Source organism: Frankia sp. CeCAU1 (assembly GCF_977971845.1).
On record NZ_CDWWXA010000051.1, the window covers coordinates 17,899 to 30,652 of the forward strand.

Below are 12,754 nucleotides of genomic sequence, written 5' to 3' on the forward strand. Positions count from 1 at the left end.
CCGGCGGAAGCAGCGGAAGCGGCGGAAGTGGCGGAAGCGGCGGAAGCGGCGGACCAGCGTCCGGCGGTCGTGGGCCGCAGCGGCCGGACCTGGCGGGAGATGCCCCGGCGGATCCGCGGCGCCGGGGCCGACTGCCGGGTACGCCTGGTCAGCCTCGCCGGGCTGGGCTTCGGCGCCCTGCGTACGGCCGGCGCGGGCGGCCCGTCGACGCTACGGGTCGGCATGGAGCTGCTCTCGCTCGGCAACCCGCTGACCCCCCTGCTGCTCGACATCGTCGACGGCCCCGACGGGGTGCCCACGGGCTACGAGGCGCCCACGGGTTACATCACGAGCTGGGCGGCCGGCCCGCTCACCGACCCGCTCGAGCGGCAACGCGGCGACGACAGCATGGCCGCGCAGCTTGCGAACGGTGAGTTCGTCGCCCCCGCGGACGTCATGGACATGCTCGCCCCGCTCGGCGCGCTGCTCGACGATGCCGCGACCCAGCTCGGTGTCGTTCCCGTCGAACTCAGCCCGGATCATCTCGTGCACTGCCGGGGATCGCTGCGGCTGGTCGGGTATGGCCGCCACGGGTACGCGCCGGCCCGGGGGGTGATCCCGCCCGCGTCCGAACGTAGCCAGGACACGGTGGAACTGCTCGGCGACGACGTCCCGGCACCGGACGCCCCGCTGGAGGAGTGGCGGGCGGCGCAGGCCCGATCGCTGGCCCGGCTGATCGGGTGGTTGTCCACCGGCCGCCGACCGACCGCCTACGGCGCGGTGACAGGCGGGTCGCGGGCGGCGCGCGAGCAGGCGGTGGACCGGTACCTGCGGGGCTGCGGGATCGACGCCCGGGTTGCTGACCTGCAGCCCGGCCGGCTCCGGGAGGAGCTCACGACGCTGGCCGCCGCGGCGCGGCGCGCGAAGATCACCGAAGATCTCGCCGCCTCCGACGTCATCATCGCCTACCATCACGACACCGCGGCCCGTGGCGGGTTCGGCGACCGCAACCCCCGCTTCGAGCGGGGCCTGGTCGGCGGGACGTACCTGGGCACGGTCGACCGGGTCGACCCCCGGTTCGTCGTGATGAAGCTCAGGTACGGCGTCCGGGTGTTCGTGCCGCGCTCCGGCACCGGGTTCGACGTCGATCTCACCACCGTCCTGCAGGCCGGTGAGCAGCGCCCGGTGACGGTGCGCCGTTTCGACGAGACGCTCACCCCGCGTGGCGATCCCAAGGGCCTGCGGGGGGTGTTCGCGCCGACGGGGACGGAGGTCATGACAGCCGAGCGCCGGGTCAACCCGGAGCCGGTGCGCCTCGCGGCGAGCCTACAGTCCGGGCGGGCGGCGGTCGGCGTGGCCGCCTTCGAGGCCGCGGACCTGTCCAGCCCGCTGGCCGGCCTGCTCGGCGGTTCCGGCTGGCTGCTCTGCCCGCCCGACGACCTCGCCCGGACCCTGGTTGCGCTGCGACGCCTGCGGTCCGCACACCGGGCACCGGACGGCGCAGTGCCCGATCCGGCCCGGATCATCGCCTTCGGCGTCGACCCGGCGGCTCTGACCGAACCGAAGGTTCTGGCGAGCGCCGGCCAGCCGGTGGAGTTCGCGCTGCCGCTGCTCGACGAGGACGGCCAAGCCCACGCTCCGCGCGCCTGGCGGGACCTGCCGCTGGTCGATGACGTCTCGTTGCAGGGGCTGCGCAGGCGCATCGGAGCGACGGCGGGGCAGAGCGCGGCCCGGCGGCTGTTCGCCGCGGCCTTCGCACACCTGCTGGTGAACCCGGACGAGAGTGCCCTCGCGGCCGACACCGGCAGTCCGCAACGCGGTGGGCGTAGCGCAGTCATGACGATGCTGCAGGAGATCGGTCGGGCGTTCGCCGGGCGGCCGGACCTGATTGTCACGGTCACCGCGGAGCTCGCCGAGCAGCAGAGCGTCCTGGCGGCCCGGGACAGCGCGAAGATGCTCGACGAGCTCGCGGCGGTCCTGCGGCCGCTGCCGGCCGAGCGCCGGATCGTCATCGACGTGATGCGGCTGGTCAGGCGGGAGCGGATCCGGCCGGAGACCCGCCGGATGCTGCTCGCCGAGACGCTGCCCGCGATCGGTGTCCTCACCGGTTGCTGGGGTGACGTCTGGCAGATCACCGCGGTCGGCCTGACCGAGCTGACCGAGGCCCTCGAACGGGTGGCCGCGACCGGGCAGGTGCTGGCCCGGGCACCCCGACTTGACCGCGACGCGGTCGTCTCGCTCGCGGTCGCCGGCGCGGCGCCGGCGGTGGTGCGGTGCGCGCCGCTGCTGCCCGTCGATCTGATCCGGGAACTCACGGAACGTGCCCGGGTGACGCCCGAGGTGCTGCGGGGGGGAACCAGCCCGGTGAGTGGGCGGCCCGGCAGCGGCATCGTCCACCGGATCGAGCTGTTTGCGCGGGCCGGCGCCGATGCGGTGCCCGGACTCACCGAGGACGAGGTCCGCCGGTTCGTGCTCGACGGCGGTGCGGACGGCGGTGCGGACGGCGGCGTGGACGGCGGTGCGGACGGCGGCGTGGACGGCGGTGTGGAGGAGGGCGCGACTGCCTCCGCCGAGGACGTGTCGGCCCCGGTCGCGGACCCGCGGGCCGCATTCGCCGACACCCTGGTCGTCGCCCGTGACCCGGACTGGATACCGGACTGGTGCGCGGCCCTCGCGGCCGCCGGCGGGCTGGCTGCCGACGAGGTGCGGGACCGGGCGATCGAGGAGAACCTCCTGGCCGGACCGGGTCCGGTGCCGCCGTCGCGGTGGGACCCCGACATCGCCAGGTGCCTCGCCGAACGGTGGAAGACGACGAGCCTGGCCGAGCTGATCGAGCTCGGGCGGGTGCTGGCCGCGGGTGACCTGCTCTGGATCCGCTCGGTGGCCGTCACGGTCGGGGTGTCCGTGTCGGAGGTGGTCGACGCGGCACTCGCCCAGCGCCTGCTCGGCCAGGTGCGGCCACCGTCACCATCCGACTGGTCCCATGTGGACGTCGCCTCCTACCTCACCGAACGGTGGACCGCGGTGCCGTTGGTGGCGTTGCTCGACGTGGCCCGGGACCTGACGCGGTCGAGTGTCGGCTGGCTGCGCGCGGTGGCCGACGCCGCCGCGGTCCCGGTTTCCAGCGCGATCGACCGGGCCGTCGCGGAGGGTGTCCTCGACGAGGCCTCGCCGACGGACGCGGCGCTGCCGCCGCTGATTGCCGGTTACGTCGCCGCACGCTGGGACGAACGGTCGCTGCGGGACATCATGGCGACGGTCCGGGTCCTGGTGGACAGCGACCTGGAGTGGCTGCGCTCCTTCGGCGCCGCGCTCGGCGCGAATCCGGGCGACCTCGTCGACGAGGCCGTCACGGCGGGCCTGCACCAGGCCGACCCGCCGCCCGATCCCGTCTGGTGGGCCGATCCGCGCGTCGTCGCGTTCGCGCGATCCCGGTGGGGCGTCCTGCCGCTCGACACCCTGCTGAAGATCGTCCGATGCCTCGCCGTCGAGGACATCGTCTGGACCACGCAGTTCGCCGAGCTTGTCGCGGCGGACCCGTCGACGGTGATTGAGACCGCCTTCCAGGAGAACCTGCTTGGCAGGCCGGGCATGTCGGCGTGGGCGGTCGCCCTGTTCGACGACGACGTCGTCGGGCTGTACCTGTCCCGGCGCTGGGGTATCCATCCGCTCGCCGAGACCCTGAACAGGGCCAGCCTGATCGGGGCGGCGCGCGACTGGCTGGTCCGGCTCGCCCGGATGTCCGGACAGGACGTGGCCGACGTGCTCGACACCGCGATCGCGGAGGGCGTCCTGCGCCGCGGGGCGCCCTCCGTGCCCCCCTCGCTGGAGGGTGTCTCCGCGCCCTATCTGGCCGCCCACTGGGGCACGATGCCGCTGCCCCGGCTGCTCGTCGAAGCGGCGCGCGCGGCCCGGGGCGAGTCGGACCCCACGGGACCCCTCACCACCGGTCCGGCGGGGCCGGCCACCACGGGTCCATCCGGTTCGTCCGGTCGGGTTGCCGGTTCGTCCGCGTCCTTCGCGGCGGAGGTCGCGTCGCTGGTCGCGCTCGACCCGGCTACCGTCGCCGCGACCTGCGGTGCCCGTCTGGTGCGGGTGGCCGCCGCGTTGCACGGGGCGCCGCGCCTGGTGTCGGCGCTGGGCGCGTTGGACCCGCCCGCCCGGGCCTGGTTGTTGGCGGTCGCCGACCTGCTGCCCGCGGGCGCGGCCGAGGTGGATCTGGCCGTCGCCGCCACCACGGACGACCCGGTCGCCGTGGTCGGCCTGGCTCTGGAGCACGGCATATCGGTGACCGAGGCCGCTGCCGCGGCCGCGTGCCTCGGCCGGGTACCCGAGGCCGACCGGCCGGTGCTCGCGCCGCTCGGGAGGCTGCTCGCCCGGATACCCGTGGCCGTGCTGGCGACACTCGCCTCGCTCGACCTGGAACCCGCGGTGCGCCGGGCCCTGGCCGACGTCGAACAGGCACATCCGGGCGCCGTGGACGTGGTCGCGCGGCACGGGGCGTCGGCGGCGACCATTGTCACCGGGCCCCGGTCGCAGGCGATGATCTCGCTGCTGCAGCGGATCGAGCCGACACCGGGCCTCGTGCCGTGGATCCTGACCGCGGGTCCCGAGGCGGCGGTCGCGGTCGCCACGGCCGGTCCCGGTGTCATCGACGTCGCAGCCCGGGCCGCCGACGCCTGGCGGCGCTGCGACGTCACCGGCCCACTCGCCGCGATCAAGATCGCCTGGGAGGCGACCGGCCCGACGGACCGGGTCTGGCCCGTCCCGGCCGCGGGCGTCAGCCGCCGGGGTGACAACCTCATCCGGCTGGCCATCACCGTCTATCCCCTCGCGGCGCGCGGACGTTCGGCCAGTGAGATCCTGAGCATCCTCGCGCGCTGACCCGCGGCCACCCCGCCCGCCCCGCTGTCACGCATGCCGCTGTCACGCATGCCGCCGTCACGCACGCCGCCGTCACGCACGCCGCTGTCACCGCTGTCGTCATTGTCACCGCGGCGGGGGCGGCACTGCTAACCTGGGCGACATGCAGCGCGCTGGCCTGACGACGACGCCGGAGAGTGTCCCGGCGCGCTGACAGCCGTTCTTCTGTCGAAGCCCCGGGGCGGATGCCCCGGGGCTTCGCCTTGTGGTCATCCGCCCTACCTGCCGCGAGGTGAGGAGACCACGGTGTACGACCACCGCAAGCTCGGTCGCGAGCTGGAACTTTTCGATACCGACCCGCTGATCGGGTCGGGTCTGCCGTACTGGCTGCCCGCCGGTGCCGTCGTACGGCACACCCTGGAGGAGTACATCCGTGGCGTGGAGCGTCGGGCCGGTTACCAGCACGTGTACTCGCCCGTGCTGGGCAAGCGGGAGCTGTACGAGATCTCCGGCCACTGGTCCCATTACCGGGACGACATGTTCCCGCCGATGGATCTCAGCGGGGAGCGGCTTGGCGGGGAGCGGCTTGGCGGGGAGCAGATGGTGCTGCGGCCGAGCCTCTGCCCGCACCACGCGTTGATCTACCGCTCCCGCGCGCACAGCTACCGCGATCTCCCACTCCGGATGGCCGAACTGGGTGGCATGTACCGCTCCGAACTGTCGGGGGTACTGGGCGGGCTGACCCGGGTGCGGGCGATCCAGCTGAACGACGCGCACATCTTCTGCGCTCCGGAGCAGGTCGCCGACGAGGCGCGCGTGGCGCTGGAGCTGATCCGCGAGGCCTACGGCGCGTTGGGCGTCAGCCCGGCCCGCTACCGGCTCTCCCTGCCGGGGCCGGGCGGGAAGTACGTCGGCGACCCCGGCATGTGGCGGCGGTCCGCCGCCCTGCTGACCGAGGTCCTCGACGCCGCGGGGGTGGCCTACGAGGCCGTGGAGGGGGAGGCGGCCTTCTATGGCCCGAAGATCGACGTGCAGATCGTCGACAGTGCCGGCCGTGAAGCCACCCTGTCCACCGTGCAGATCGACTTCCATCAGCCAGAACGGTTCGATCTGCGCTACGCGGGCCCGGACGGCGCGATGCGCCGGCCGGTCATGGTCCACCGCAGCGTTATCGGCAGCGTGGAGCGGGCCGTGGCCCACCTCATCGAGTCGCACGGCGGTGCGTTTCCACCATGGCTTGCGCCCGTGCAGCTGGTGGCCCTTCCGATCTCCGACGCCGAGGTACCCCACGCCCTCGCGCTGGTCCGGCAGGCGGCCGACCGGGGACTGCGGGCCGAGGCCGCCGGTCCGCAGCGCGGCACCCTGGGCGCGCGGGTCCGGGCCGCTCGTCTGGTGCCCTACCAGGCGATCATCGGTGCTCGGGAGGCAGGCGACGAGCGGGTCTCCCTGCGGTTGCGGGACGGGCGCCGCCTGGAGGCCCGGCCCGCCGCGGAAGTCCTGGCCGGCATCGACCTCCTGACAAGCGCGCACAGCACTGATCTATGGACCGATCCGCGGGGACAGGCCGGGGGCAGGTAGGGAATTCGGCGTTTGCCGACGGCGCCGATCATTGAGGCCGGCGAGGAGTCGAACTCGAGCCGATTCGGACTGTCAGCAGCAATATATACCGGCCGCGCCCGGATGAAGTCCTGGCGGGCGGCCGACGGTCCGTCGCGCCGATGATGGGTATGGCTGGGAGCAACCGAAGAGGCCGGACCGAAGAGCCGGTCGGTGCCCATCCTGGACCCTGGAGGATCGGCTCGCCGACCGGCGGGAGCGGAGAACAGGAGGCCGCGGTGCCGTGATCCCAGATGAGGAGATCAACGAGTTGTTCGCCATCCCGAGCCCGTGCGCGACGCTGTACCTGGGCCTGTCCGATCAGATGGACGGGATTGCGGCGGATCGGGCGGTCCGGTGGCGGCACCTGCGCGACAGCCTGGCCGCCGACGGGGCGGATAGCGCGACGCTGGGCGCATTGGACGAGGTTGTGGCGTCTCTCGGCCCGCAGAACGCCGCTCTCGCGGCGTGCGCCGCGGATGGCAGGGTGGTCTGGTGTCATCGGCTGCGACGGCAGGTGGCGGACCGGGCCGTCTGGGGCTCGCTGCCCTGCACGTTGCCGATGCTTGCCTACCGGCAGAGCAGCGTGCCCTGTGTGGTCGTGCTCACCGACCGGACGGGCGCCGACCTGCGGGTGGCCGGGGACGGACTGCGGTTCGCCGGTGAGGTCGTCGGCTCCGACGACGAGATCGAGCGCAATGCCCCCGGCGGCTGGTCGCAGCGCCGCTACCAGGATCGTGCCGAGGACTCGTGGGATCACAACGCCGCGCAGGTCGCCGAGGCGGTGACCGAGCTGGCCGAGCGGGTGGACGCCGCGCTGGTGGTTCTCGCGGGAGACGTCCGGGCCGTGCAGCTGCTGCGCAAGCATCTGCCGCCCCGGGTGATCCCGCTGGTCCACCAGCTCGAACACGGGGGACGTCACCCCGGGCGGAGCGACCGGTTTCATTCCCAGGAGGTGCGGGAGCTGGTCGAGGCCGAGGTTCGCGACCGGACCCGCGCCGTGCTCGACCGCTTCGCCGAGGACCGCGCACATGGCCGGGCGGTCGACGGGGTGCCCGCGACGCTCGACGCGCTCGTCCGCGCTCAGGTGGGCACGCTGCTCGTCGTCGACGACCCCGGCGACGACCGGGCCGCCTGGTACGGGCCGGAGCCCGGGGACGTCGCCACCGAGCCGGGCGCGCTGGCCCGGCTGGCCCGCCGGGCCGGGTCACCACCGACCACCGGCCGGTTGGCGGATCTGGCCGTGCGGGCCGCTTGGGGCACCGGCGCGGCCGTGCGGGTCCTGCCTGCCGATCTGCCCGGCGCACCGACCGACGGTCTCGGTGCCCTGCTGCGCTACCCGTCCCCGTGACCTGTGTCGAGCGTGTCGATGAACTGCAAAGACGCCGGGGTGGCGACCACCCGCACGTCCCAGCCGGCGGACTGCACCTGCCCGACGAAGGCGGGAAGGTCCCTGGCGGGGTACCCGCCACCGCAGGCGACTACGTAGAGATTGCGATTTCCGTCGGTCATGGCGAAACCTCATTGTGGTTGTGTTGGAAGATTTCTGCGGTTTTCGTCTCGTCGGGAACTCTCCCGTGTCGCGCCTCGTCATCGGGGCAGGAAATACTTTTCTATATCGAAAAATCAAAAGTTATCAACACCCGGATCCGGGTGCGAGGCGGATCCGGGTGCGGGTCGTCCCTGCAGGGGCGGGGCAGGTCAGATCCGGGTGAAGGCCTCCGCGTCACGACGGAAGCGGTCCAGCTCGGTAAGACTGATCGTCGGCCGGGCCAGCCGGGCGGCGTCCAGCAGGTCCTGTGTGCTCAACGGGGTCACCGCCGGGCCGTGGCCGCCCCCGCCGCTTTCCGCTCCCGCCCCGGTGCCGACCTTCACCCCGTCGGCGGCTCGGTGGAAGGCTGCGGCAGCGGAGCGCTGCACGACCGCCGAGAGATCGGCCGGCGTGAACAGGTCGGTGGCCGCGACGACGGCGTCCAGATCGATGTCCTCCTTGTTCGCGACCCGGTCCAGCAGCCCATCGAGCAGCACCCGGCGCCCCTTGGCGTCCGGCGGTCCGACGGGGAGGACGAGATCGAACCGGCCGGGCCGGATGAACGCGGGATCCAGCGCCGAGACCGCGTTGGTCGCGCAGATCAGCAGCCGGCCCTGCACCCCGCGGAACTGCGGGATCGCCTTGAGCAGTTCGTTGACGACGGACTGGTTCTCCGGTCGGGTCTCGCGCGACTGGGCGATCTCGTCGACCTCGTCGATGAACACGACGACCCGCTCGACCCCCATGAGGTCGTTGATCGCTGACCGCAGCTCGGCGGCGAGCCCACTGCCGCCGGAGGCCAGCCGTGAGGGCAGCAGCTCGACGAACGGCCATTCCAGCCGGGCGGCGACCGCCCGGGCGAAGGACGTCTTACCGGTGCCGGGCGGCCCGAACAGCAGCATCGCCGTCGGGATGACGACTCCGTACGCCTCGGCGAGCTCCCGTTCCCGAACCGGCAGCAGCAGCCGCTTCTCGATGAGCGCGCGCTCCTCCTCCATCCCGGCGAGGTTGGACCACTCGGAGGCGCTCAGCAGCGCGCCGCCCCACCGCTCGACGGTGGAGACGTCCGCCGGGCGCAGGGGAATCTGCTTGTCATAGAGTACCTGCCCGGTAGCGGTGAAGCCGCGGTTGAGGAACGCCTCCTCACCCGGCTGCCCGGGGGTGATCAGCGTGGTGATCCGCCGGCAGCCGGCGTGCAGGAGCAGGTTTTCCACGCTCTGCAACAGGCTGGAACCAATGCCGTGGTGACGCCAGGCGGGCGCGATGGCGACCGTGAGCACCCGGCCTTGGCCGCCCTCCTTGCGCCCGACCGCGGCACCGACGAGATGCTCGCCCGCGACGGCGACCACCGCGGGGGACTCGGTGTCCGGGAGTTCGTGCCGCAGCGCCAGCACGGTGTCGGTGAGGTTGATGGGCGGGCCGCCCGGGGTGCTCCTCACTTCCTCCAGCAGGCGTACTGTCGCCGCGTAGTCGACGGTCTCGTAGGGACGGATGTGCCAGATGGGCACGCTGGCTCCTTCAAGTCGGTCACCGACGGATCGTCGACTCGACAATGCCCTTCTGCTCCGCCCCGATCAGCAGGGACTGACGAAGCTTTCTGACGGGACCTTGGGACTGCCACCCCCGGCCGAAGGCAATCTCCGTGCCTGTATGTGCCCTCCCTGGGCGGGGCAGCCCCTACTCCTCCGGCCTCGCCGGCAGCTGTTCGACGAGTGACGCGAAATAGCCGGCGCTGAGCATCAGGTCGAGCGTAAGGCGGGTTCCCCCGCCGGGAATACAGGGTGGCAGGGGCCGATGCGGTGTCGGTGGAGGCGCGGTCGCGGCCGGTGGACCGTTCGCTCATCACAAGGCCACGATGCGGCCGTGACACGTTGGCCTTTCCGTAAAGGGGCGGTAACATCACGTTCCTAGGGTTGCGCGTCATGAGCGAGTTGACACGACGTAATCTGTTCCGGCACGGCACGGCGGCGGGGGCCGTGGTGGTCCTGTCCGCCGAAGCGTTCAACCTGCTGGCGGCGAGCCCGGTGGGCGCGGCGACGGGAGGCTACGGGCCGCTGGTGGCCGACCCGGCCGGCAAGCTCGATCTTCCCGCCGGCTTCCACTACAAGGTGATCGCGAAGGCCGGTACCTGGGGTCAGGCGCCCTACAACGAGCCGTTTGACCGGCTCGACGATCCGGGTAGCCCGCCGTACCCGACCAAGTTCGACGGCACCGGCTCGTTTCCTGGGACGCAGGGCGGGACGATTCTGGTGCAGAACCACGAGCAGGACGCGGTGAACCCGGGCGCGCAGTTCACGCCGGTGGTGCCCAAGACCACCGGGGCCGCGGTGTACGACGGGTCGGCCACGAACGCGTTCGGTGGCACCACGAACATCGTGCTGGACGTCAACGCGAACGTGCAGCGTCGCTACGTGAGCCTGGCCGGCACGATCCGCAACTGCGCCGGCGGGGTCACCCCCTGGGGTGCGTGGCTGACGTGCGAGGAAACAGAGTCGATCATCAGTGGTGGCAAGCGGCACGGCTATGTCTTCGAGGTCGACTCGCTGGGCCGCCGCACCACCGGGGCGCCGTTGACGGCGCTGGGCCGCTTCGCGCATGAGGCGGTCGCGGTCGATCCCAAGACCAACTTCGCCTACCTCACCGAGGACGCGAGCGGCCCGAACGGCCTGCTCTACCGGTTCCGCCCGACCCGGGCGACGGGCCAGTTCGGTGACTACGCGGCGGGCGGCTGCCTGGAGGCGCTGCAGGCCTGGACCGCGGCCGGCAACCCGATCGACGACCTTTCCCAGATCACCAAGGTCGGCACCAGCCTGACAGTGAAGTGGGTGCCGGTGCCTGCTCCCGACCCGGACGGGACCGACGCCTCGCCCTCGATCCGCAAGCAGTTCGCCTACCCGGGCCGCCCCGCCACCCTGGCGGCGGCCAGCCCCGACCGGGTGACCCGGTCGAAGAAGTTCGAGGGCGCCTTCTGGGCCCGGGACGCGGCCTGGATCAACGCCAGCTATGCCAAGAAGGCCGACCTGCCCGCCTCCGTCAGCTACCCCGCGCTGCCCCCCACCGTCCACGATGGCCAGGTGTGGAAGTACCAGCCCGCCGCCGAAACCCTGACTCTCGTCGCGCTGCTGCCGTCCCACGAGGCCGCGGACGACTACGACACGCCCGGAGTCTTCGACGGGCCCGACAACCTGTGCATCACCCCGCATGGTGGGGCGTTGTTGTGTGAGGACGGCGACGGGCTCAACTACGTCGTCGGTCTCGACCGCCAGGGCAGCCCCTTCGCCTTCGCCCAGAACAAGATCCTGTTCCAGGATGGTGCCGACAAGATCTACCGGGAGTTCGTCGGCTCCTGCTTCTCCACCAACGGCCGTTACCTGTTCGTCGCCACCCAGGACCCGGGCATCGCCTACGCCGTCACCGGCCCCTGGCACACCGTCTGATCTCACCCGAGGCCTGATCTCACCCGCGGCGGCCCGGCCGGCCGTCCCCAGGCGCGGTCGGCCAGGTCTTGCGGTCGGCCAGGTCTTGCGGTCGGCCAGGTCTTGCGGTCGGCCAGGTCTCGCGGTCGGCCAGGTCTCGCGGTCAATGGTCCGGGCAAGAGGGGGCCGGGCAAGGGGCAAGGCGGTGCCAATCGAGGTGATCACGCACCGCCGGGCCGCGGCCCATAGCAGCGACGGCGCTCAGGCCAGCAGCGACCGGCCCAGGTGGTCGCTCGCGTCCCGGACACCGGGGAGCACGAAGAAGTAGCCGCCACCGGTCGGGCTGATGTAGTCGACGAGCGGCTCGTCGATGAGCCGGGTCTGCGTCGCCTCGAACTGCCGGATGATGTCCTGCTGGTAGCAGCAGAAGACCAGGCCCATGTCGAGGTTGCCGTTGCTGTCTGTTCCCCGGTCGTAGTTGAAGCCGCGGCGCAGGATGCGGGAGTTGTCGGTGGCCGCGGTGCGCGGGTTGGCGAGCCGGATGTGCGCGGTGAGCGGGATGGCCGTGCCCTTGGGGTCGCGGGCGTAGTTGGGAATGTCGGTCTCCGCGGTGCCGTCCAGCGGTGCCCCGGTGTCCCGTCGCCGGCCGATCATCGTTTCCTGCTCGTTGAGGGAAACCCGGTCCCAGAATTCCACCAGCATCCGGATGATGCGGACGACCTGGTAGGAGCCGCCGGTGGTCCAGCGCGGCTCGCCCGCACCGTCCACCCAGACCAGCCGGTCCATGTCGGCGGCGCTGGTCACATCGGGGTTGACGATGCCGTCCTTGAAACCGAGCAGGTTTCGCTGCGCGCCGGCTGGCCGGGGCTGGCTGTGGAAGCCGTCGATCCGCCACCGCAGTTGCATGCCGCCGCGGGTGTGCCGGGCGATGTCGCGCAGCGCGTGCAACACCGTGTCCCGGCTGTTCGCACACAGCTGCAGGCTGAGATCGCCGTGGCAGTCGGCGGGGTTCAGGTTGTCGTTCGGGAAGGTACGCATCGGCGCCAGCCGCCGGGGACGCCGGTCGGCCAGACCGAACCGGCCGTCGAACAGGGAGGCGCCGACCCCGACCGTGACGGTGAGCGCGTCCGGGGGCACGGTCGGCCCGAGGACCCCGCTGTCCGACGGTGGGGCGACGGTGCCCAGGTCGGCCGGAGCACCGCCGGCGGTGAGGAACCGGGCCCGGGCGGTGATCGTCTTGAACAGGTCGGTGAGCGCGGCCCGGTCGCCGGCGATGACGTCGAAGGACGCGAACATGGCCGCGGCCGGCTGCGGGGTGAGGATCCCGGCCTGGTGCACGCCGTGGAAGGGAACCACCTCGTCGGAGCTT

7 protein-coding genes are annotated in these 12,754 nt (G+C 72.4%); 4 read left to right on the plus strand and 3 right to left on the minus strand.

Going from position 1 to position 12,754, the window contains the following annotated elements; translation table 11 throughout:
- Positions 1–27 precede the first annotated feature (27 nt).
- The 3 genes from AC08OO_RS11350 (at position 28) to AC08OO_RS11360 (ending at position 7,789) form a co-directional block, all read left to right on the plus strand.
- Positions 28–4,863 carry a hypothetical protein gene (locus AC08OO_RS11350; protein ID WP_476609859.1) on the plus strand — a complete coding sequence of 1,612 codons (4,836 nt, stop codon included), beginning with the start codon at positions 28–30 and terminating at the stop codon, positions 4,861–4,863.
- Between the two features lie 261 nt (positions 4,864–5,124).
- Complete coding sequence (gene thrS / locus AC08OO_RS11355) at positions 5,125–6,420, plus strand: threonine--tRNA ligase (protein WP_476618494.1); 1,296 nt, start codon at positions 5,125–5,127, stop codon at positions 6,418–6,420.
- A gap of 262 nt (positions 6,421–6,682) precedes the next feature.
- The gene (locus AC08OO_RS11360) at positions 6,683–7,789 is read left to right on the plus strand and encodes a baeRF2 domain-containing protein (protein WP_476609858.1); all 1,107 of its coding nucleotides are present in this window, start codon (positions 6,683–6,685) and stop codon (positions 7,787–7,789) included.
- Here the strand turns inward: AC08OO_RS11360 and AC08OO_RS11365 are convergent.
- On the minus strand, positions 7,774–7,950 hold the full coding sequence (locus tag AC08OO_RS11365) for a hypothetical protein (RefSeq protein WP_476609857.1): 177 nt from the start codon (positions 7,948–7,950) through the stop codon (positions 7,774–7,776). The two genes, AC08OO_RS11360 and AC08OO_RS11365, sit on opposite strands and share 16 nt — an antisense overlap.
- A gap of 189 nt (positions 7,951–8,139) precedes the next feature.
- Positions 8,140–9,477, minus strand: a complete 1,338-nt coding sequence (locus tag AC08OO_RS11370; RefSeq protein ID WP_476607876.1) for an ATP-binding protein — start codon at positions 9,475–9,477, stop codon at positions 8,140–8,142.
- A gap of 414 nt (positions 9,478–9,891) precedes the next feature.
- Here AC08OO_RS11370 and AC08OO_RS11375 point away from each other — a divergent pair, with 414 nt between their 5' ends.
- Positions 9,892–11,406 (plus strand): alkaline phosphatase PhoX, encoded by a 1,515-nt coding sequence (locus tag AC08OO_RS11375; protein WP_035909533.1) that lies wholly within the window; start codon positions 9,892–9,894, stop codon positions 11,404–11,406.
- A gap of 240 nt (positions 11,407–11,646) precedes the next feature.
- On the opposite strand, the gene efeB is transcribed toward AC08OO_RS11375, so the two are convergent.
- Positions 11,647–12,754 (minus strand): iron uptake transporter deferrochelatase/peroxidase subunit (gene efeB / locus AC08OO_RS11380; protein ID WP_476618492.1); only part of this gene is annotated, 1,108 nt, incomplete at its 5' end.

What these genes read in the sequence shown, in the direction of transcription:
- AC08OO_RS11365 (WP_476609857.1), bottom strand. Translation starts at nt 7,950, where the DNA reads ATGACCGACGGAAATCGCAATCTCTACGTAGTCGCCTGCGGTGGCGGG.
- AC08OO_RS11375 (WP_035909533.1), top strand. Translation starts at nt 9,892, where the DNA reads ATGAGCGAGTTGACACGACGTAATCTGTTCCGGCACGGCACGGCGGCG.